This is a genomic window from Pseudoalteromonas sp. APC 3893, from assembly GCF_030408095.1.
Taxonomy (GTDB): domain Bacteria; phylum Pseudomonadota; class Gammaproteobacteria; order Enterobacterales; family Alteromonadaceae; genus Pseudoalteromonas.
This window is the reverse complement of record NZ_JASDCD010000021.1, coordinates 1-22,264: the sequence shown is the minus strand read 5'-3', so window position 1 is coordinate 22,264 and position 22,264 is coordinate 1. Positions and strand designations below refer to the sequence as shown.

The 22,264-nt window shown below is 40.3% G+C and carries 19 protein-coding genes; 11 read left to right on the top strand and 8 right to left on the bottom strand.

Going from position 1 to position 22,264, the window contains the following annotated elements:
* Nucleotides 1–13: 13 nt before the first annotated feature.
* From QMA12_RS18000 to QMA12_RS17985, 4 genes are all read right to left on the bottom strand, one after another.
* Nucleotides 14–1,513 carry an iron ABC transporter permease gene (locus QMA12_RS18000; RefSeq protein WP_087533203.1) on the bottom strand — a complete coding sequence of 500 codons (1,500 nt, stop codon included), beginning with the start codon at nucleotides 1,511–1,513 and terminating at the stop codon, nucleotides 14–16.
* A complete protein-coding gene (locus QMA12_RS17995) occupies nucleotides 1,513–2,553 on the bottom strand; it encodes an extracellular solute-binding protein (protein WP_290210984.1) in 1,041 nt (346 codons plus the stop codon). The genes QMA12_RS18000 and QMA12_RS17995 overlap by 1 nt, the downstream gene beginning before the upstream one ends.
* The gene (locus QMA12_RS17990; RefSeq protein ID WP_087533205.1) at nucleotides 2,554–3,366 is read right to left on the bottom strand and encodes a hypothetical protein; all 813 of its coding nucleotides are present in this window, start codon (nucleotides 3,364–3,366) and stop codon (nucleotides 2,554–2,556) included.
* Between the two features lie 281 nt (nucleotides 3,367–3,647).
* Nucleotides 3,648–6,110 carry a hypothetical protein gene (locus QMA12_RS17985; protein WP_290210983.1) on the bottom strand — a complete coding sequence of 821 codons (2,463 nt, stop codon included), beginning with the start codon at nucleotides 6,108–6,110 and terminating at the stop codon, nucleotides 3,648–3,650.
* Nucleotides 6,111–6,175: 65 nt separating this feature from the next.
* Here QMA12_RS17985 and QMA12_RS17980 point away from each other — a divergent pair, with 65 nt between their 5' ends.
* Genes QMA12_RS17980 through ppiC form a run of 4 tightly spaced genes read left to right on the top strand, consistent with a single transcriptional unit; the run spans nucleotide 6,176 to nucleotide 11,079 of the window.
* Nucleotides 6,176–7,942: an MFS transporter gene (locus QMA12_RS17980; protein WP_290210982.1), complete on the top strand. Its 1,767-nt coding sequence runs from the start codon at nucleotides 6,176–6,178 to the stop codon at nucleotides 7,940–7,942.
* Nucleotides 7,932–10,301: an alpha-glucosidase gene (gene ygjK, locus QMA12_RS17975; RefSeq protein WP_290210981.1), complete on the top strand. Its 2,370-nt coding sequence runs from the start codon at nucleotides 7,932–7,934 to the stop codon at nucleotides 10,299–10,301. The genes QMA12_RS17980 and ygjK overlap by 11 nt, the downstream gene beginning before the upstream one ends.
* A 29-nt stretch (nucleotides 10,302–10,330) precedes the next feature.
* Complete coding sequence (locus QMA12_RS17970) at nucleotides 10,331–10,756, top strand: DCC1-like thiol-disulfide oxidoreductase family protein (protein ID WP_087533208.1); 426 nt, start codon at nucleotides 10,331–10,333, stop codon at nucleotides 10,754–10,756.
* 44 nt (nucleotides 10,757–10,800) lie between these two features.
* Nucleotides 10,801–11,079: a peptidylprolyl isomerase PpiC gene (ppiC, locus tag QMA12_RS17965; RefSeq protein WP_087533209.1), complete on the top strand. Its 279-nt coding sequence runs from the start codon at nucleotides 10,801–10,803 to the stop codon at nucleotides 11,077–11,079.
* A 166-nt stretch (nucleotides 11,080–11,245) separates the two neighbouring features.
* Here the strand turns inward: ppiC and QMA12_RS17960 are convergent, their stop codons facing one another.
* From QMA12_RS17960 to QMA12_RS17950, 3 genes are all read right to left on the bottom strand, one after another.
* Nucleotides 11,246–11,908 carry a DsbA family oxidoreductase gene (locus QMA12_RS17960; protein ID WP_290210980.1) on the bottom strand — a complete coding sequence of 221 codons (663 nt, stop codon included), beginning with the start codon at nucleotides 11,906–11,908 and terminating at the stop codon, nucleotides 11,246–11,248.
* Between the two features lie 150 nt (nucleotides 11,909–12,058).
* On the bottom strand, nucleotides 12,059–13,279 hold the full coding sequence (locus tag QMA12_RS17955) for a Xaa-Pro peptidase family protein (RefSeq protein WP_290210979.1): 1,221 nt from the start codon (nucleotides 13,277–13,279) through the stop codon (nucleotides 12,059–12,061).
* 22 nt (nucleotides 13,280–13,301) lie between these two features.
* Complete coding sequence (locus QMA12_RS17950) at nucleotides 13,302–14,591, bottom strand: FAD-dependent oxidoreductase (protein ID WP_087533212.1); 1,290 nt, start codon at nucleotides 14,589–14,591, stop codon at nucleotides 13,302–13,304.
* A gap of 261 nt (nucleotides 14,592–14,852) precedes the next feature.
* Here QMA12_RS17950 and QMA12_RS17945 point away from each other — a divergent pair, with 261 nt between their 5' ends.
* From QMA12_RS17945 to QMA12_RS17930, 4 genes are all read left to right on the top strand, one after another.
* On the top strand, nucleotides 14,853–15,071 hold the full coding sequence (locus tag QMA12_RS17945) for a hypothetical protein (RefSeq protein ID WP_087533213.1): 219 nt from the start codon (nucleotides 14,853–14,855) through the stop codon (nucleotides 15,069–15,071).
* 3 nt (nucleotides 15,072–15,074) lie between these two features.
* A complete protein-coding gene (locus tag QMA12_RS17940) occupies nucleotides 15,075–16,076 on the top strand; it encodes a 4-hydroxyproline epimerase (RefSeq protein WP_290210978.1) in 1,002 nt (333 codons plus the stop codon).
* 13 nt (nucleotides 16,077–16,089) lie between these two features.
* Nucleotides 16,090–17,586 carry an aldehyde dehydrogenase (NADP(+)) gene (locus tag QMA12_RS17935; RefSeq protein ID WP_290210977.1) on the top strand — a complete coding sequence of 499 codons (1,497 nt, stop codon included), beginning with the start codon at nucleotides 16,090–16,092 and terminating at the stop codon, nucleotides 17,584–17,586.
* A 177-nt stretch (nucleotides 17,587–17,763) separates the two neighbouring features.
* The gene (locus QMA12_RS17930; protein ID WP_087533216.1) at nucleotides 17,764–18,432 is read left to right on the top strand and encodes a GntR family transcriptional regulator; all 669 of its coding nucleotides are present in this window, start codon (nucleotides 17,764–17,766) and stop codon (nucleotides 18,430–18,432) included.
* Nucleotides 18,433–18,525: 93 nt separating this feature from the next.
* Here QMA12_RS17930 and QMA12_RS17925 read toward each other — a convergent pair whose 3' ends face one another.
* Nucleotides 18,526–19,488 (bottom strand): integron integrase, encoded by a 963-nt coding sequence (locus QMA12_RS17925; protein ID WP_290210976.1) that lies wholly within the window; start codon nucleotides 19,486–19,488, stop codon nucleotides 18,526–18,528.
* A 312-nt stretch (nucleotides 19,489–19,800) separates the two neighbouring features.
* On the opposite strand from QMA12_RS17925, the gene QMA12_RS17920 reads away from it, so the two are divergent.
* The 3 genes from QMA12_RS17920 to QMA12_RS17910 all read left to right on the top strand — a co-directional run bounded on the left by QMA12_RS17920 (nucleotide 19,801) and on the right by QMA12_RS17910 (nucleotide 22,129).
* Nucleotides 19,801–20,211 (top strand): hypothetical protein, encoded by a 411-nt coding sequence (locus QMA12_RS17920; protein ID WP_007991288.1) that lies wholly within the window; start codon nucleotides 19,801–19,803, stop codon nucleotides 20,209–20,211.
* A 598-nt stretch (nucleotides 20,212–20,809) separates the two neighbouring features.
* A complete protein-coding gene (locus QMA12_RS17915; RefSeq protein ID WP_290210975.1) occupies nucleotides 20,810–21,796 on the top strand; it encodes a hypothetical protein in 987 nt (328 codons plus the stop codon).
* 81 nt (nucleotides 21,797–21,877) lie between these two features.
* Nucleotides 21,878–22,129, top strand: a complete 252-nt coding sequence (locus tag QMA12_RS17910; protein WP_290210974.1) for a hypothetical protein — start codon at nucleotides 21,878–21,880, stop codon at nucleotides 22,127–22,129.
* The last annotated feature ends 135 nt before the right edge of the window (nucleotides 22,130–22,264 follow it).

The following is a 22,264-nucleotide window of genomic DNA, read 5'->3' as shown; positions in this document are numbered from 1 at the left end:
TAAATTTAAATCCTCAGTGTTCGAGTTGGTTACGTTTTTCGCCAGACATCATAATAGCTAACCCGCATGCAGAAATCACCACTAATAATAGACCGGGTATCGCAGCTCGACCAAAATAGCCAGCTTCGTAAACACGCCACAAATAAGTTGATAGGGTTTCAAACCCTGTTGGTCCAAGCAGCAGGGTGGCCTCTAATTCGCGCATTGATTCTAAAAATACCAATGCAGCACCGGCAATAATACCACGCATAGTCAGCGGTAACGTGATACGTGTAAACGCTTCGCGTGGACTTGCACCAAGTACTCGGGCAGATTTAACCAAACTTGGGTCGAGGTGTTCAGTGCTAGTACGCACAGAGCCTACTGCCAATGGCAGAAAACGCAGCATATAGGCAATAATTAAAAGCCCCAGTGTTTGATATAAAAACGGTAGTTGCAGGCCGCCATACACCAACGCGGTACCCATTACTATTCCGGGAATACCAAAGCCAAAATAAGTCACACGCTCCATCACGCGGCCCGCTTTACCACTAAGCGCCGCATGAGCAACGGGAATGGCAACAATCACAGCCACTACAGCAGCGATGGCTGATGCATACGCTGAGTTCCACGCAATACTAAAATCAAATGAACTATACCCATCACGGGCGAGCCACAGAGAAAATATTGCTAAAGGTAAGCCAATTGCCAACAGTAACACGGGGGCAAAAGTGGCAAACATAGCGCCAAGTTGCCATTTATTAGGGAATAAGGTTAATGCTCTTCCATGGCGCTCGCTGGCTGTTTTAATTTGTGATTCTATTAACAGTAAAAACCCAACGATTACCAATAGTTGCAGTGACAACATGGCTGCGCGGCTCAGTGCAAAGGCATTATATTCAACGTAAATAACCCGTGTAAATGTATCAAGGCGCATCATGGCGGGAGTACCAAAGTCAGACAAGGTATAAAGCGCGACAAGTAAAGAGCCAGCTGCAATACCATTGATAACACGGGGTAAAATAACTTTAAACACACTTTGCGTCATCGACATACCCAACGTACGTGCAGCATTGACCATACTGGCATCAAGGCTAAGCAAAGAAGAGCGAGTGGTCATCATGACAAATGGGAAAGTATAAAGTGTCATAACAATGGCTGCGCCACTTAAGCCATCCATTGCGGGAAGTTCAATCCCCAAAAGGTTATGTATTTCGCCGCCAGAGCCAAAAGCAGCGTACAGTGTGAATGCGCCGATATAGCTTGGAATAGCTAAAGGGGCGGCAAAAAAGACCAGCCAAAACTTTTTAAAAGGTAGATGTACGTAGGCGCTAATAAACGCTAATGGCACGCCAATTAAAATAGAGCCAATCACGGTCAACACCATCAAAGAAAGGGTGTTACCTAAAATTTTTAAGTTATGGCTATCAAAAAAAGAGCTGGCGTCAGTTGCCAGCGTAATTAAAATAAAAATAGGAGCCAGTGTAATGAGCGCTGCAAGCAGCGCCATTGGGTAAGAAGCCGGTAGTCGCATTACAATACGCCGCTATTACGCATCAAATCTATGGTTGGCCGTAAATCAGCTAACTGAGTAAGGTCAATTTTAGGAGGAGAAACACTGGCTAAAGAAGGAAGCCCTTTTGGTTGGTCAACGCCATTAACGAGCGGGATTTCATACGCTTCACGGGCTAAGTAACCTTGTACTTCACTACTTAAAAGGTAACGCATAAAGTTAGTTGCCAGTGGGTCTTCGTTTAAAGCCAAAATGCCTGAAGCATTGACTAAGCAACCGGCATCTTGCTCTGTAAAAGCAAGATCAAGCTTCGCATCAGGCTTGCCTGATTTTAAGCGTAATGTGTAGTAATGATTAGCGAAACCAATGTCTACTTCACCGCGTTCAACAGCCATTACTACACCTAATTCACCGGCGTAGGTTTTTGAGCGTTTTTTGACTTTTTTCAGCCATTTAGCTGTTTTATCATCGCCTTCGAGTATACGCATTGCGGTAACAAAAGACTGAAACGATGCATAGGCTGGTGCCCAGCCAATACTTAGGTCGCTATCTGTAATTTCCATAATACTGGTTGGAATTTGCTCTTTAGTTAAACGTGCTGTGTTATAAGGCAGCGTACGGATGCGCCCCGTTACAGGTGCCCAATCTTTATAACGAAATTGTGGTTGCAATTGCGCTGACAAATCACTGGGTAGTGGTTGCGCTAAACCTGCATCGGACACCAAGCCAATCGCACCCGAATCAACAGCCCAAAATAAATCAGCTCTACGAACCCCAGCTTTAGCTTCAGCTACAATAGTATTAGCTAAAGCGGCTGTAGGGCCGCGGCGAATGTTTAATTTGAAGTCAGGATTCTTATTTTCAATTGCCTGTAGCACATTTTCATATAAACCGCCCTCACCACGGCCTAAATACAAGGTCAATTGACCTTTTAGCTTTGGTAAATCATCAACGGATACAGGGTTTGCTATGCTGGCAGCTAGTGCGTGAGAAAGAGGCAATGGTAAAGAACCAATCGCCCCTAACGCAGCTAGGCCTTGTATAAAGGTCCTACGCTTCACTTAAAATACATCCTTACGTGCTTTTTCCGCTTCTTCAAGCAATACTTTAGCGCGGTCTAATTTTGTTTGCATGTCAATGATAACGTCGCGTACTTGGTTTACACTTTTGTTATCTGAAATTGCTTTTGGCAATGTCACGTTAAAATCTTTTTCTAGCACTTCAACGAGTTTCGCGTCTTTGGCGATTAATGTTCCTTCAACACCTTCAAACAAGTGTAGGTATGTATCGTGAACAATGCTCGTAGCTTCATCGCTTAAACGTTCAGCATATTTAGCTACAACGCGATCAAGTTTATGTTTAATTTCATCAATGGTGGCACTTTGTGTCATGCCTTCAGTCGCGGTTGTAGTAATGTTGTCTAACAACCCTTTTTGCTGAAATTGTGCCGCAAGTTTAACAGCACCAAGGCCTTGCCACAATGCAGAATCCATCGCAGCTTGCTGTTTACGGGCTTCGCTAGCTGGTTTATTGTTATCAATGGCCATTTTTACACCATAAATACCTTGCCAGATAGATGCATAAACAGGTACGTAGTTTGTTTCAATTGCGCTGTGGAACTTAACTGATTCCCAGTATTCAATTAAATCATCACTGTTAACGGCTTTTGCGCCTTTGCTTTCGTAATCGCTAACCATAGTGTCGACTTTACCGATCATCCATTCAACTTCTTCAGAATAATCTTTAATATTCGCTTGGAGATGGTTTACGTGCTCGCCAATTGGGCCATTAGCAAATACAGGTTGTGCCACAAAAGTTGACACTAAAAGAAGGCTTACACCTAACGTTGTTGCTGATTTAAATAATGAATTCATACTGAGGATCCGAAATGGTAATTGTAAATGATAGCCATTATCATATCCGTAATAATGGTCAAAATCAATATACCTAAATTTACACTTAAAATCCTATTTTTTCTATGTTTTTAAATAGCTTAAAAAAGGTAGGTACAACACAGTAAGCTATTTATCATTCAGATTGTTACAAGGTTGGTGGTATTTTGTACGAAAGTTACAAAGTTATACATTTAATTTGGTACATCATCGAAGTTTATGTACGCTTCAAGTTGCTTGTAAACAACTTGAAGCGTTTATTATTACTGTGTTAAATCGACGTATTTGACTATTCTTATTGCTTCACCATCCACATCTAATTGTGCAGTCATGGCTAAGCGTGTCAGCTCTGTGCTTATAGGTAATTCAAAGTGATAGGTTTTGCTCTCATATGGCGCTATCTTTACTGTTTGTTGCAGTGTTTTAATCGCTAAAGGTTGTGAATCAGAAGTTGCCGAAAGTGTGAGTTTACCTTGTGTTTTTCCTGAATACGGACCTGTAAGCGTTATATCAAGCACTGCGATTTCTTTGTTGCTTTTACTATATTCATATTGCATGTCTACCCCATTAAAAGGTGTTGTAGATTCACTTAAGGTCGATTTATAGTTTAAAGACTGCCATTGCAGTTTTTGTGCAATCACAAGTTTTTTTGCGTCTGGTACGTGTTTTAAATCAAGGTTATGAATGCCAGGTTGAATGACTTTATTAATTTGCTGAGTAGCGATGACATTTTCTTTTTTATCATAAAATTGCACATCAGCTGCAATCTTTAGCGCGAAGCTAGTGGGGTTATCGATTCTTAAAAACGGTGCTTCGTTGTTGAGATAAATATTTGCATCAATACCAGAGAGAGCTTGGAAACCTGCATTGCCTAAACGCTTTATGTAATCGTTAAAAATCAAGTTAAGCTCAGTAGTGATCATTTTATGTTGACTCTGTTTCGGTATTTTTTGCATCAGGTTGCTCAGTTCAGACTCACAACCTGCAAGCTGCAATACATGTTGCTGGCATGTTTTGAATAGGCGGCTTAGTAAATTATAGTTTTTAAATAACCATGGGTTAGTTATGCCTGCGTTTGTTGATGACTTATTGTCAGGTAATTTAGAGTTATATAAATAAGGGGTGATTAAGTGGTTATTATTTTTGCTTAGTAAGCTTATTTTTCGTGGGCTCAATGCTGCCATTAACCTGTTAGCTGTTGACAGCGTTACTTGTTGCTCGATTAGGCTATTTTTTTGCGCAGTTAAAGTTATTTTTAGTTGCGTGGCTTCTAAAGATAGCTTGATACCGAGAGAGCTGTTTTCAATTAAGGCCGCTCTAATCTCAGGGGTTAAACCAACCTGTAATGAGGTAAAATCATCGATGTTTTGTGCACTAATGTGCAGGTGTTCGCCATCGACTATTAGAAACTTAAGTAATTGATCATCGTTTATTTTTTCTTTACCAATAAAGCGTGCTCGGTATTGTTGGTTGTGATTGCTGCGCTTTGCTTGTAAAGCAATACCTACTTCACTTCGGTGTATCTGTGAAGGTATAAAGTTTATTAATACCCCGACTTGGTTTTCATCTAAGGTATTTATTAGTTCACTCGGTGTTGGTGCAGGGAAGTCCATCACTGGATGCGTTGGTGTTTTTGTTGGATTAATATCTAAGCGAGATAAGCTATTTGAGTCAGTATTACGTAGCCAATACGCCGCACCATCTTGTTCCCATGGGCCAGATACTATATGAAAGCTTGGTTGAATATTTTGTACAAATTCGGCAAAGCCTTTTTCTATTGCTTGCCAATCTTTAAAGGTTTGTTTAAGTAACGAATTTGCGGTTGAGAGGGTGGCTTCACTATGAGGGTTGGCTAGTCTAAGTTGCTGTACAAAATAAGCAAAAAACTGCGCGCGTTCAGGTGAACTTAAAAGGTAGTGAACAATAAAAAAATTAAGACCGCGTTTAAGTGCAGGATCATCGTTAATTTGTTCAATAGTGGGTTTGTTTGCGCTGTAATATTGTTTTAATCCTGTTTCGATATAATTCATTGGCGCGCGATCAAATACCATCACGGTTAATTGTTTTCGCGTTGGGTCGTAAACATGATGAGCAACAGAATCAGCCAAGCCTTCGGTGATCCAATTGGGTGCCCAGGTTGAATGGCCGTTTAATGCCATATGAAATGCATGCATAGTTTCGTGGATCACGATATACCGCTGATGATGCTCTCGGTGGCTAGGAAAATTGTAACCTGCTCGGTTATAAAACATGGTTTCGCCACCGGCGGTTTTATGCACCCCACGTAAAAAACCATCATCAAGCATGGCTTCTTTTACTCTTGCGCGGCTACTGCCATATACAACAGCGATTCGTTGGCGCTCAATATTCGGTGGCTCCATGCCAAATAGCGCCACATAGTGTGGGTAAGCCATTTCTAGTAATTCTAAGTACAATTTTACTTTTTCTGATGGAAGATCACTTTTTAGCGCAAAGTGTTTGCTTATCCACCAATTATAGCCACGGCTATTACCTATTTTGCCATCGCTATATGTGTAAGGAATGGTTTTTCCTAAAAACTCAATATCCATATGGTTGAGCGTGCTGGTATAACCTTGCACTGTGATGTCAGCTTTTAAGGTTTCTGCAATTAACGGATCATTACTGTCAGTTGCAGCCTCTTTTGGTTGCGGTTGACATGCCACTAAGAAAATTACGAGTAGAACAAGAAAGATGTTTTTTATCATTATGGTTGTTTTGTTTGTATATTGTATGCAATATAAGATAAAGCGTTTAATTTAAAAAGTAAACTATGAATAATAATCAACCATTAAAATCATCATGTCAGTCACATACAGATACTTATAATAAGCCGGGCAGGCTTGGTTTTGGCTTAGCGTTTTATATAGCCAACGTCATGGAAATATTTGAACGTTTAGCTTGGTACGGCTTTTTTGCTGTGTCATCGGTTTACATGACTACGCCAGTAGAGCAGGGGGGAGTCGGGTTTAGTGATGCGCAGCGTGGCGCGGTGCAAGGGATCATTCCTTTTTTTTTATACTTGTTACCTGTGTTCACCGGGGCTTTGGCTGATAGATACGGTTATAAAAGAATGTTTATTTGTTCCTTTATACTAATGGCACCAAGCTATTACTTTTTAGGTCAAGTTACCGATTTTAATTCATTTTTTATGATTTTAATGTTGGTGGCCTTTGGCGCATCATGTTTTAAACCTGTAGTGGTTGGAACAATCAGCCAAAATACGAATGACGCTAACAGAGGATTAGGCTTTGGTATTTTTTATACCATGGTGAATTTGGGGGGTTTTATTGGTCCTCTTGTTGCGGGTTATCTTCGGGCTATTAGTTGGGATGCTGTATTTATTATGTCAGCAGGGTGGATTTTAATTAACTTTATACCGCTTGTTTTTTATCGTGATACACAAAAGGAGTCACAGCATGACACTGGGCTTGGGCATGTCCTAAAGCAAGCTCAACATGTACTGGGTAATAGTCGATTTGCGCTGTTATTGTTTGCGAGCATCATTATTTTAATGGCTGGTGGCGTGAGCTGGTTAAGTTATCCTGAGGCATTTTCATTAATCGGATGTTGGCTTGGGATTAACTGGTTATGGGATAAAAGCATATGCTCTTACGCAAAAAAACCGTGGTACTTGCAGCCAGTGCAAGTCAGCAACCGTAGTTTTGCACTGTATCTAGCAGTGCTTACTGGGTTCTGGACGGTTTACAATCAACTGTTTTACACTTTGCCACTATTTATTCGTGATTACACGGACACGCAAGATCTCGTTGTTTTTTTGAGTTATTTTGGTCAGTCATTCGTGGATTTTTTTGCTTATGTAGACAGTCATGCATTGAGTAATAAATTGCATAGCCTAGCAACGTTGTCTTATACAGTACCTTTATCAACCGTTGATTTGGAACAAATTCGTTTAGAATTGGTCCATCTAAAAGTGAACGTGCCGCTTGAACAGATCGATTTATTTATAAAGCAAGCGAGTATGACAAACTTTTCAATCGAGCAAAGCCAGTTTCTAGCGCAGCAATGGCTTGCTTATCGGCAAATAAATCCAGAGTACCTTATAAATTTAGACTTCGCAGCGATTGTTCTGTTGCAAATAATTGTAAGTGTTCGATGTCAAAAATTTAAGGTTATATCAGTATTAATTAGTGGCTTAGTAATTACTGCAAGCGCATTTTTACTACTGTTATTAATTAGTGTCGGTTTCTTAGAAACCACATTAGGTGGTTTAGTGATGGTCACGGTGATCCTGCTCATTGCCTTTGGTGAAATGCTGACCTCACCTAAAAGCCAAGAGTACGTGGCAAGTATTGCTCCAAAAGGGAACGCGGCAATGTTTATGGGTTATTATTTTGTTTCTATGGCATTAGGCTTTTTATTTGCTGGCTTTTTATCAGGATGGAGTTATGGTTATTTAGTTAAAACATTACAACAGCCTGGGCTGATGTGGCTTCTCTTTGTCATGATTGCACTGACTACCGGTCTTTGTTTTTATCTTTTGGCAAGAAACAATAAGGGAGTTGCTAGTGATACTTAAGTGTATATTTATTTTATTCATCATTGTATATATGACGAGTGTACAAGCGATAACAAACGACGATCTTAGTTTTAAAAACCTAGTTGATAGAGTCGCAAGTCCCTATTACATGCAGGACTTCGAGCAAGGTGGCCATCAACGTTTTAGCCCCTTGTTTGATTTAGGTGCTTGGCATGGGCATATGCTGCCATCTGCAGAAAATATAGGTAGCTTTACAGGGCCTGCCATTATTACAGAAGAATACTTAAATTTTATAGCCCCCTATTTTGAAAAACTTAGTGTTTATAAAGGCGATAATATTCATCGTGCTAATAAGGTAAAATTAACGATGAATGCATATAGTTTACCTGGGGCATTAGTGCAAGAGCTCAGTGGCGAAGGTGTGAGTATTACGCTAACGCTTCGTTTTGTGTCTAACCGCAGCTCACTTGTGAAGACCAAGATCACAACAACACAGCCTTTAACGCTCTATTTTGAAGGCAAGCTGGTTCCCCATTTACGTGCCATTGATGCTAAAGCACAGGATGCACGTTCACCTTTGGTTGTTTACCCTCAATTAAACCCTCAATGGCAAGCAACAGACACAAGTTTAACGTTACGCTTTGGAAAAGTACGCGCGTTTGGTAGCCTGCTAACATCGGGTAGTTCACAGCTCCAGTTACATAAAACTTTGCCTGTAGAGTCACGTTTGCATACAACTGGTTATGCTAGCCAAGCTTATATCACAACCAATAGAACCTTTTATACTACATATTCTTATATGTTAAATGAGGCGGAAGTGAACCGTGAGCAAGCTGTGATTAGAGCTATTTTAAAAGACCCTGAACACTATTTAAATCAGAGTAAAAAGCGATGGCAAAACTATATTGCTCATGCAACGCAAACAATCACGGATAAAGCTCCAAAATACAAAAAATTAGCGGTTAAAAGCGTCGAAACACTTATTGGAAACTGGCGGAGTAAAGCTGGTGCGGTTGGGTTTGACACGGTCAGCCCTGCTGTTACAGGTCGGTGGTTTTCAGGTAATCAAACTTGGCCGTGGGATAGTTATAAACACGCCTATGCGCTAGCAACATTTAACCCAGGACTTGCAAAACAAAATTTAAACGCAGTGTTTGAACACCAAATCACAGCAGATGACCCGCTAAGGCCCTGGGACGCAGGGTTTATTCCTGACTTAGTTGCTTATAATAAGAGTCCTGAAAGAGGCGGAGACGGCACGAATTGGAATGAGCGTAATACAAAGCCTAGCCTTGCTGCTTGGGCTGTATGGCAGGTGTTTGAGCATACCAACGACAGTCAGTGGTTAGAAATGATTTACCCCAAATTAGTGGCTTATCGTCATTGGTGGTTAACTAATCGTGATCACAATAAAAACGGGGTGCCTGAATATGGAGCGACCGTTGATAAAGCACATAATACGGCCCAAGGTGATTTACTTTTTAAAGTTAAAACAGCAACAGGCTGGCAAACTAAAAGTGGTTTAGAGAAATATCAGGCAATATTGAAAAATCAGCAAGCCAGTAAACTCCAAGTACCTGCACAAACGGCTGCATCTTGGGAGTCTGGCAGAGATGATGCGGCTGTATTTGGGTTTATTAATACAGATCAGCTTGAACAATATATTCAACGCGGTGGTAAGGCAAGCGATTGGCAGGTTGGCTTTGCTGAAAATCGTGATAATACTGGCACTCTGGTTGGGTATTCATTGTTACAAGAGTCAGTCGATCAAGCTTCTTACATGGCAGCAGATAACCGCTATTTGAGTAAAATTGCTAAGCAGCTTAACTACCCTCGCCAAGCAAGTTACTTTTTAAAGCAAGCTACTAAGCTCAGAGATTATATCAACACGTGCATGTTTGATGAAGAAAGTGGTTACTACTACGATATAAATATAGCTGATGAGGTCCTTGATAATGGCTGTGCGGGTAAACCGTTAGTTAAGCGTGGCAAAGGACCTGAAGGGTGGTCACCTTTATTTAATAAAGTGGCCAGTGTAGATCAAGCAAAGCAAGTTGTTGACGCTATGCTAGATGAGCGCCAATTCAACACAAAAGTCCCATTGGGCAGCGCTGCGCTTACTAACCCCGCATTTGGTGATGATATATATTGGCGGGGACGAGTATGGTTAGATCAAGCTTATTTCGGCCTAGTTGGTATGAGTTATTATGGGTATTGTGAAAAAGCGCAGCAGTTAAGTGAGAAGCTACTAACTAATGCAGATGGCTTATTGTCATCTGCGCCAATTCGTGAAAATTATAATCCGCTTACAGGTGAGCAACAAGGGGCGCCTAACTTTTCGTGGAGTGCAGCACACTTATTATTGATTGCCCAAAAACAAGGGCATTGGTGCCAATAGAGTACGTTGAGTTTAAAAAGTGAGTGGTTATGTCAGGGGTTAATGTTTCGCAACTAATTAAAAATAAACATCTCATCGTGTTTGATGGGCAATGTAAGTTATGTAATGCATGGAGTAACTTTATTATTAAACATGATAAAAATGTGCACTTTAAATTGTGCTCTGTGCAATCAGATAAAGGCCAAGCAATACTTAACTACTTTAATTACCCCACAGATAATGTGAAGAGCATGCTTTACATTGAACAAGATAAATATTTTTCACAAAGTGATGCTGTGCTTGAGGTTATTAGCCAACTTGGTTGGCCTTGGCGAGCAATTAAAATCATACGTTTAATACCCAAACGCCTACGCGATTGGATGTATGACCGGATTGCGATAAACCGTTATCGCCTATTTGGTAAGTATGATTACTGCCGTATTCCTGAAAGTAGATATGAACAGCATTATTTATAAATAAATGATAAAATTGACTTAGTTTAATTTAGTCGAGATCCATTATGGCCAGCACCGCACATGCGTTACATATTTTAGTTAAGCACAAAGAGCTTGCTGAAGACATCATCAAACAGTTAAAAAAAGGCGCTAAATTTCAAGTGCTCGCTAAAAAGCATTCTACTTGCCCATCAGGTAAAAAAGGGGGAGATTTAGGAGAGTTTAAACGCGGCCAAATGGTACCTCAGTTTGATAAAATCGCATTTAATGGTGAAATACTCGAGCCACATTTAGTTAAAACTAAATTTGGCTGGCATGTTGTAAAGGTACTTTATAGAACGTAGGAGTAAAGTTAGCGATAGTAAAGCTAGCGAGAGTAAAGTTAGCATGACAAACGTACAGATTTGATTTCAATCTAAAAACCACCTAGCTCAGGTGGTTTTTTAGTGTGAGTAATATAACGGTTTTAAAAAGCAGCCACGCTTGGGATTGCGGACGTGGCTTTTAATTTTATTGCTGCTGTTGTTGCGCTTCTTGCTCTGCAATTTGCTTAAATGCTTGTACAAATGCGTCGCTTGGTTGACCACCCGTTAGGGCATATTGATCATTAATAATAAAGGTTGGCACTGAGGTTATGCCCATTTGATGTAAGGCATTTTGCTCGTTGCGTACCTCTTGGAAATACTCGCCTGAATCTAAGATTTCTTTTGCACGAGCCCTATCAAGCCCCACGCCTTGTACGACATCAAGTAGATTGTCTTGGTCGTTTAGAAATATTAAATCGGTAAAGTGTGCTTTAAATAAAGCGAGTTTAAGCTCGGTTTGTTTACCTTCAGTTTGAGCCCAAGTTAATAAACGGTGTAGATCAAAACTGTTGATCATGATGCGTTTACCGTCAAAATTAAAGGTAAAACCTGCTTTTTCGCCCATTTCTAAAATACGTTGACGGTTCTCGTCACCTTGCTCTTCGCTCAGGCCATATTTTTGTTGCAAATGCTCGTTTAAATCTTGGCCTTCAACAGGCATATCGGGGTTTAATTCAAATGGTTTCCAGCTGATATCAGCTGAGAATTCGTCACTTAGTTGGGCAAGTGCAGTTTCCAGATTTTTATATCCAATAATGCACCATGGACACATTACGTCTGAAACAATATCAATCTTTAGCTTTTTCATAAGTGAGCCTATTTTTACAAATGTAAGGCATATATGATGGCTAAAAGAGGCTAATTCAAGGGGCGAGTACGGTTAGAATAAAAGTTGCACAGTACGGGCAGCCCGTGCAACTTTAGATGGGATCCATTAATTAGTTTCAGCGAACTAGATTTAATCCACTAAGCCGAATGGATTTTCAATACTGTGTGCGGGTTCGGTAAACCACTTAGGGCCATGATCAGTCATATAAAAATGATCTTCTAATCGTACGCCAAATTCATCGGGTACAACGAGCATTGGTTCGTTACTAAAACACATTCCAGTGGCTAGAGGAGTTTTATCGCCACCCACTAAATAAGGCCATTCGTGAATGTCTAAACCAATGCCGTGGCCGGTACGGTGTGGGCAGCCAGGTGTTTGGTATTCAGGACCAAGGCCTTGCGCTGCTAAATAATTACGAGCGCCGGCATCGACAGCTTCACATGTTTGACCAATTTTGGCTTCATTAAATGCAGCGATTTGTGCCGCTTTTTCATAATTCCAAAATTGGCGCTGATGATCGCTTGCTTCACCATATACGTAGGTGCGGGTGATATCTGATAAGTAATCATGCACTTTACAGCCAGTGTCAATTAATACCATATCGCCTTTTTTCAATATTTGCGCGTCTTTTACACCATGGGGGAAAGAAGTTGCAACACCAAATAATACAATGCAAAAGTAATTGCCTGGTGCGCCTACTTTTTGGTGGGCTTGCTTTATAAACGCTTCTACTTCAGTGGTACTAATGCCTTCATGTAGCATACTGGCAGTTGCTTTATGTACCGCCAGCGTCATATCCATAGCACGTTGCATTAATGCAAGTTCATTGGTAGATTTATGCATACGACAATGTGCAGTAACAGGCTGTGCATTCACTAACGTTAAGCCATTTTGGGCTTTATTAATACCATCAAAAATAAAGAACTGTGCGCTTTCGTCAATGCCAACTGTGCCATTCGCAGCAATACCCATTTCAGATAATATATTAACAAATAATGTATATGGACTTTCATGCTCTTGCCAACCACGAATCGGCCCATCAATTACTTTAAAGCCGTTTAATGAACCAATCTCAAAGTAAGGAGCGATATACTGAATATTTCCCTTTGCTGGTAAAATGGCTCCCACCAGACGCTCACTTGCATACCAACGCATTCCCGTGAAATAGGTAAGGTTTGTGCCTGCATTTAAATATATGGCATCAATACCATTGGCTTGCATGTATTGTTGAGCTTTTTTAATTCGTTCTAGGTGCTCTTGTGGTTGAATTGGGGTTAAATCGTCAGTCATATTAGTTAAACTGGCAAGTGCTTGTTCTTTGGTTTGAATACCAATACCTTTGGTTGTCATAGTGCTCTCCTCGTTAGTGGGGCTATTGTGCTAGTGGTAACTGTGAACTGCAAGCAGCTTGAGTTGAAAATCGACTAATACAATAAGGTTTAAGATCAATCTCTGCACGGCGCCTTAAACATACAGCAGTGATCAGTTCTGAGGTAATAGCGCCTTGTGTTAATCCTAGGTGCTGATGGCCAAAGGCAAAAAATAAATTGGGGTGGTAGGGCGCTTCACCTATGACTGGCAATGAATCTGGTAGCGATGGTCGACAACCCATCCAAACGCTGCTTGGCTGTAATGATATAGCTGAGTTCTTAAGCATCGCTTTAGCATTAGGTAACAATGCAAGTGCACGCTTATTATTCATCTTACGTTCTGTCCCTGCGAACTCAACAGTGCCGGCAACACGTAAGCCTTGGCTCATCGGAGTCATGATAAAGCTACGCTCTGCAGATGCCACGGGCCTTGATAAGCCATAGTTGCTCGCCAACATACAATGATAGCCACGTTCAGTATCAAGTGGAACTTTATAACCAAAAGGCTCAACGAGAGATTTACTCCATGCTCCCGCCGCAATAACAACCTTATCTGCAGTGAATGTTTGTTCATCATTACTAAGGGCATACGTGCTCTGGGTTTGCTTAATAGATGTTATTTTTTGCTGACAAAATTTGCCACCTAAAGTACTAAATTTATCCGCTAAATTTAAACAAAAAAGATGTGGATCTACGCTGTGGGCTACATCTTTAAATAATAAAGCATGTTTTATTGTGTCAGATAAATTGGGCTCTAATATTTTTACCTCTTCAGCGTTGAGTAATTCAACAGCGATACCTTGATCTAAAAAGCTACTATACATCGCATTAATTTGGCTAAGTGGCGTTGCTTCAAATGTTAGTAAGCTGCCTTTTTTAGTGAGTAAGCTTGCTAAGTTAAACTCGTTCAGTAAGTTTTCGTATGCAGTAATCGCTCTTTTATTAAGTGCTTTGAGCGCTAACGTATTGGCTCTGAATGGTTTATGTCTCATGTTCTTAGTGAATAACCAAAACCATGGCAACGCTTGAATAATATAACGCCAATCTATCCTTAACGGACCCAATGGATTGAATAGCATACCCGGTAACTTTTTCAATAATGACGGATGTGCTAGTGGAAAAATTTGTTCGGTAGCAAAATGCCCCGCATTACCTTTTGAACAGCCTTGGGCTAATCCATTTTCGTCATATAAAGTGACGTCAAAGCCAGCTCGTTGTAGGTTAAGTGCACAACAAATGCCAATAATTCCAGCACCAACCACAGCTATTTGTTGTTTATTTTGCTCTGCCAAAATGTGTTACTCCACTTAATACTATTTGCGTTATTAGCCTGTAATAAACGGGCTTTGTTGTTTTGTGTATGGTTAATAACCGAAGCTGTAACAGCATTTAATTTGATTATTAGTTATTAACTTACAGTGCCTTAGCTGAACTTTCTTTTTTTGTGTTAAATCCATGCAACCTATGAATTAGTAAAATGTCACATTGGGATATTGATTATTGTATACAATATACCTATTATATCAAGTCTAAACATCAATCAGGTAATAAAAATGACAGTAAATTGGCATGGAGTCTCCCCAGTGATAACGACTCTGTTCAATGCAAATAACGCCATTAATTTTGCATCAACAGTGAATGATGAACTTAATAATGAAGGCGTTCACGGCATTATTGAACGGGCTTCGGCAGAGGACACAATAGCTGTCACCTCGCTTTATAATGAAGCGACGGCAAGCCGTTTTGGTTTAACAAAATTTAAATGGGACTAAGTTATGCTCAAAGGGACCTTTTTTTGTATTGATGGCCATACCTGTGGTAACCCAGTTAGGCTCATAACCAGTGGTCATCCGCAATTGAGCGGGTTGAGCATGAGTGAGAAGCGCCAAGACTTTTTGCAAAATCACGATTGGATACGCCAAGCGCTCATGTTTGAGCCTCGTGGTCACGATATGATGTCGGGCGGTTTTTTATATCCACCCACCACAGAAGATGGCGATGCAGCTATTTTATTCGTGGAAACATCAGGGTGCTTACCTATGTGTGGGCACGGCACAATGGGCATTGTTACTTTTGCTTTGGAGCATGGCTTATTACATGCAAAAGTGCCGGGTACTTTGCTGCTAGACACGCCAGCCGGACGTGTACAGATTAACTACGAAATGACTGATGGCAAAGTGCAGTGGGTAAAAATTTATAATGTTCCAGCCTATTTAGCGCACGAATCGATAGTTATTGATATACCTGAGCTGGGCGAGCTTAAAGTAGACATTGCCTATGGAGGTAACTTCTACATTATTGTTGAACCGCAGGGTAATTATAAAGGCATCGAACACTTAACCGCAGGGCAAATTTTAAAGTATAGCCCGCAGGTACGAGATGCGATAAACGCGAAAATTAAATGCGTTCACCCGCTTGATCCAACCGTTCAAGGTGCTAGTCATGTTTTATGGACAGGCACACCTAAAAATACCAATTCAGATGCAGCCAATGCTGTTTTTTATGGCGACAAAGCCATTGACCGTTCGCCATGTGGAACAGGTACTAGTGCCCGAATGGCACAGTTATTTACCAAAGGGCAATTGGCTCAAGGGCAGAGTTTTATTCACGAGAGCTATATTGGCAGCCAGTTTATTGGTTGTATTGAACACGTAACAGAAATAGCAGGTATACCAGCCATATTACCAAGCATACAAGGCTGGTCTAGAGTGACGGGCACAAGCGCGATCACTGTGGATGACGATGACCCATATGCATTTGGGTTTCAAGTAATTTAATGAGGAGCAAAGCATGACATTATCAGGACAAAGTTTAGTAGCAGGGCAATGGCTCGGTCATTCAGCGAATGGTGAATTTCAAGCATTTTCCCCTGTACGCAATGAACCACTACCAACGCGCTTTTTTAATCTAAGTACGGTTGAATTAAACGGTGCAATAGAGGCCGCACAATCGGCGTTTTATGAGTACCGTAAAACCAGCTTTGTGCAACGTGCAGATTTTTTAACGTGCATTGCAGAGCAAATATTAGCACTTGGCGATGAGCTACTTAAGCAAACACAGCAAGAAACTAACCTACCGCTTGCGCGCTTACAGGGTGAGCGCATGCGCACCGTAAATCAACTTAAAGCGTTTGCTAGTGCATTACGTGAAAATCCAGACTCACCTTTAGGTTTAAAAGTAGTGGATGAAGCTGATGCCACAAGAGCGCCTTTGCCAAAGCCACACACTGAGCTTAACTATTTACCACTAGGTCCGGTGGCTGTATTTGGCGCATCTAACTTCCCTTATGCTTTTTCTACACTAGGTGGCGATACTGCCGCAGCGCTTGCTGCAGGTTGCCCAGTGATTGTAAAAAATCACACAGCGCACCCTGGCACGGGTGAATTAATGGCACGTGCAGCGCTTGCAGCTATTAAAGAATGTGCGATGCCGCTAGGCGTGTTTGCTATGGTGCAAAGTAAAGCGTACGACATGTCGCATCAATTAGTTGCTGCGCCGGCAATTAAAGCGGTTGGTTTTACCGGCTCATTTAATGTGGCAAGTAAACTACAAGCAACGATTGCCAAGCGTGAAGAGCCGATCCCATTTTATGGCGAGCTTGGTAGTATTAATCCCCAAGTTATTTTACCCAATAAAGCGATTGAACATAGCAAAGAAATCGCACAGTCACTTTGCCAGTCAATGCTGATGGGCAACGGACAATTTTGTACCAGCCCTGGGCTTTGGTTAGTGCCAACGGGGTGTGATGAACTTGAAGCACACATTTCTGCGTGTATCAATGATGCACCATCAGACACCTTGCTAACCCCCGGGATTGTTAAAACGTTTAAACAACAAGTCGAAGAACGCAGCCAATTTGCTCAAGTAAGCGTGTTGGGCAAAGGTAAGCTTGAGCATGCGTTTCATGCTAATGCGCATGTGTTCGCGTGTAATGCCGATGATTATTTAACAACCCCAGCTTTGCATGAAGAAGTGTTTGGCCCTGCGGCATTGGTTGTGCGCTACGACAGTGAACAGCAGCTCATGACATTGATAAATAAACTCCAAGGGCAGCTTACTGCCAGTATTCATGGTACTGAGGCTGATTTAAATAAAGCTGATAGTGTTATTGAAGCACTGCAATACAAAGTAGGCCGCTTGATTAAAAACCAGATGCCAACAGGTGTAGAAGTATGTGGTTCAATGAATCACGGTGGGCCATTCCCAAGCTCAACGGATGTGCGCAGCACTTCTGTGGGTGCAAATGCAATGTTGCGATTTATGCGGCCAATTTGCTACCAAGCATAATTTTTATAGGCGGGATTGTAAAATTGCACTTTCCCGCTTACCCTTACCCATAGGAGGCTTAAGCAGATTCTAACTTGGCATATGAGTGAACTTAAGTATAATGTATTTTAAATGCAATATAATACCTGTCGTTATAAATGGTCAGTAACTTAACACGATTGGTATAAAAGGATCACCATGGCTATCGAACACAAAACCCGCACCCAACTAGTCGCAGAAGCAATTCGTGAAAAAATATTAACCGGTGAGATCAAAGCTGGTGATCCGCTGCGTCAAGCCGCACTCGCTGCTGAGCTTAATGTAAGTCGCATACCTGTGCGTGAGGCACTACTTCAGCTTGAAGCTGAAGGTCTTGTTAATTTTGAAGCGCACAAAGGAGCCACGGCCACAGAGCTTTCAGCATCACAAATTGATGAAATCTTTGATTTAAGGGCATTACTTGAAGCCGAGCTGTTAAGTCACTCAATTGAGGGGTTAACAGATCAAGACTTAATAGATGCTGAGCTTATCTTAACTGAACTTGAAAGCGCCATGGATGCAGGTGATACTCACCTAGCAACAGGCGACTTAAATAGCCGTTTTCATGGCAAACTATACAGCCGCGCCCAACGCCCACAAACTCGTGAGCTAGTTGATATGTATAGTAAAAACTCAGAACGCTATGTACGCATGCACATTTTACTGGCTGGTGGTTTAACCACTGCGCCCGAAGAGCACCGTATATTATTAAATCACTGTCGCGCAAAAGAGACCAAAAAAGCCTGTGACTTTTTGAAAAAACATATCTTAGGCGCTAAAAACGACATTAAAAAGCTATTACTTAAAATAGAAGACGAAAAAAGGTAGTTTTTCGTAAACTATTGCTAGCACATTCATATAATGTGCTTTAACACGTTAAATTTATTTGACAAAAATATACGGCTGTCCTTTTTACCTGTTTTATAATCTAGAGAATGGACTAATCACGCCATTTGCACCTTGTTGTAAAACATGCGTATATATCTGAGTTGTTCGCACATCACTATGGCCTAGTTGCGCTTGAACCGTTCTAATATCAGCACCACTTTGTAGTAAATGTGTTGCAAAAGAATGGCGTAAGGTATGCGGAGTAACGTGTTTATTAATTTGTGCATCACAAGCTGCTTTTTTAACCGCGCGCTGTAATTGTTTTTCATCTATATGATGTCTTCTCAATTGCTTACTTTGGGGATCAATGCTGAGTTTATAGGATGAAAATAAATACTGCCAGCCCAGTTGTTTGTTATGATTTGGATATTTTTTACGTAATAAATGTGGCATAAACACGCCACAAAATAGCGGGTTATTTAGGTCTAACTGTAAATAACTCTCTACTAATTGAATTTGTGTCCGTATTTGCGGTATGAGCTCAGTTGCAAGCGTTACAACACGGTTTTTTCCTCCTTTTCCATCCCAAATACGGATGCAGTTATAGTCAAAATCAATATCCTGCACACGCAAACGCAGTACTTCCATTAGCCGCATTCCACTGCCATAGAGAAGCCCACAAGGTAAATAATGTTTTGCAGAGCACACTTTAAAAAAAAGGTTTATTTCTTGCTGTGTTAAAACGACGGGGAGTTTAGTTGCTCGTTTGCTCTTGATAAAATCTAAGGATAGCGATAGTGGCTTTTTAATGACCTCCTTAAATAAAAAGCTTAACGCATTTAAAGCTTGCGTTTGCGTATTAGGTGCAACATTTTGTTGGTTAACTAGATGATTTAAAAAAAGCTCTACTTCATTATCTCCCATTGTTGTTGGGTGTCGCATAGAATTAAAGCGAATAAATGCAGCTATCCAGTATAAGTAAGCTTTAATGGTACTTTTAGCATAGCGCTTTAAATACATTTGTTCCGAAATCATAGTTAAAAAAGGTGACTTCATAGGATGAATCTCCAAAAGTAAATTACTGTATATATAGACAGTTGTTTGTATTTTGTCCAATATTACTGATCTCTACCATTTTGGGGTATTTTTGCACTTGTAAAAAGTTAGACAACGTTTACTAATTGTTTACAGGTGTTTATTTGAGGGCTAAGATAAATGCATTGTAATATATGGACATTTGTCGGTTTATAAAACGACAAATGTCATAGACAAAATTGTTATATGCCTAAAATAGTCATTAGTATAATATCTAACATGGTGCACCTTTTGCATTAATATCAAATATCTATTAATACATGAGGAATTAATATGAATATTTTAAATGTAGGGCAAAACTATTCCATTACGACAGCAGCTAGCGGCAATAAAATGCCGACTGAATCTATTGCTGTAGAAAAAAACATAAACCAAAATAATTCACAACCTACAAAGATTGATATGAGAAACATATCAATTGATGAAATTAATACATTAATTAAATCAGGGGAGAGTGCTTTACTTGATGTAGTGCCATTTATACCATTAAATGTACTTGAACAATATAATAATGATCCCGAAAAAATAGGTAAAATCAAAGTAGACTTAATTGGGCAAGTTGAAAAATCTATAGATTTTAAAAAAAGCATTGGTGAGAATACTGACTTTTTATCAGGTGTTTTAAGTAAATTTAAAGATCTTGACGGTAAACAGTTAAATGGGAAGGTTGATATCTTAGCATAATACGGCATATAACAAGACCTTCAAACGGACAAAAAACAGTTTGCTGTTTTCACTTCGTTCAACATTTTAGCAAACAATTTTTTGCCGCTTAAGGTGGCGTTATGTGCCCATGAGATAATTGATGAACTTGCTTGTTAAAATAACTGTTACTATTTTGCTTCTTGTAATAGCTTCTTATTATCTGTATTTCTATATTACTCCTAGTGTTACTGTAATAAATAAATCTGAGTACGTTATAACAAAGGTAAATGTTAGCTTGCCCAAAAGTAATTTAAATTTTGGGTCTATTGAACTTGAGCAAGCAAATACCATTCACTACTCACTTTCACAACATGATGGTAGTTATAATTATTCACTTAATATAAACGGTAAATTCATAACAGGGGCTTGTGGTTATTTAACAAACAATGAACTTAATAAACGGTTCGTAATTACTGTTAGTAAAAGAAATCTGGTATGTTGTAGCCAGTAGGCACATAACAAGGGTTTTCAAGTCGGACAAATTACAGTTGGCTTTTTGTTCGTGCCTCACTTATTTTAGCCAACTGCAATTTGCCGCTTAAAACGGCGTTATATTTCATGCGCATAGGGAGCCAGTTTGAAAGATAAACCGTCAGATTTAGAGAGACTTATTCATGAATCTCTCGAGCAGCTAGGTTGGTCGGCTGACGCTACCAGTATCGCTGATAGAGTACATAGACTTAATATAGGTCTTCCATTAGAAGACGAGTTTTCGATTATCTGCGGCTGGCTTGGCCAATGTGATTTAGTCCATAAACTAGATCAGCAGCAGTATCCAACCACTTCCAAAGATACTTTTCAGGTTCCGGATTTACTGGCAAACTTTAACGTGCGTGGCGCGGGAAATACTACTGTTTTAATTGAAGTTAAGTCTTGTGAGAAAAATGTATTGTCTCTCAGGCCTGATTACGTATCTAAGTTAAGGGCTTATGGTCAATTATTAGGACTTCCCGTTCTAATTGCTTGGCGAAAGTATGGGATTTGGAGCTTGGTAGACTTAGGAGTTTTTTCAAAAGCCAATAAAAATTTCAATCTCAATTTCAATGTTGCTATGCAAAATAGCCTAATGAGTAAATTTCTTGGCGACTTCTCATACACTCCGCAAGTTAATTCGGGTGTCCATATTAGCTTCAAGAAAGAAAAGCTTATTGAAACTATCGAAACAGATGAAGGGTTACAAGAAAATTGGCACATGGTCATAGATGATGTGTATTTCACTAACGGGGAAAGTGAGCAGTTAAGAGATCTGTCGCCGATTGCTCAACAACTATTCCATTCTTGGGATCTTACTACAAGAGAATCGCACTCTGATTCTCACGTGGTGATGCATAATACAATTGATGAAGAATCGGGAATGTTTGCGCATATGGCTTTAACTAGGTTGCTTTCTTTTCACGGTCGAGAAGACGAGGTTCATTGGAGGCGCCATCTGCAACATGATGCTGCAATTTCAAGTGTCTTAGATTTCAGAAGCGGGATTGAGGAGAACCTAAAAGCAGGAATTATCAAATATATCTTTGACATTGAGCCAGCTAATGCTCCGGATTTTCTCAATGAAATATAACAAACGCATGTTGTCGGACTGGTCTTCCGCTGCGCTCCAAACCAGCCGCAAATGCGGGCGTTATGTGTAAAGGAGGGTTGTGTGCTTCGTAATGTCATTTATATGATTTTAGCTTTGTTTTTTACTTTCCTAACTTATGAAAGTCTCCCTAGAAATGGTTGCCAACCAACCGGAGTTTGTGTGGATTTTGAAGTTTTCGAACCGATAGGTGTTTTGTTTTTCTCTTTAGCTATTTTATTCTCACTCTTATGTCTTAAAAGACTTTTTAGTAAAACAAACTTTACTGACTTAATTGAGTGTAATGGCAAAGATTTAACGGATACTGATAAGTAATTTACACATAATCGGGTAGCCGGAGGTCTCTAACCTCCAGCCCCCACACCACCCATCATGCGGGTCCGCAATGGGCGGTTCATCTCCCGTAATGAATATTGCTCCAAATATCTCTCAATGACACTAAACCTTGTG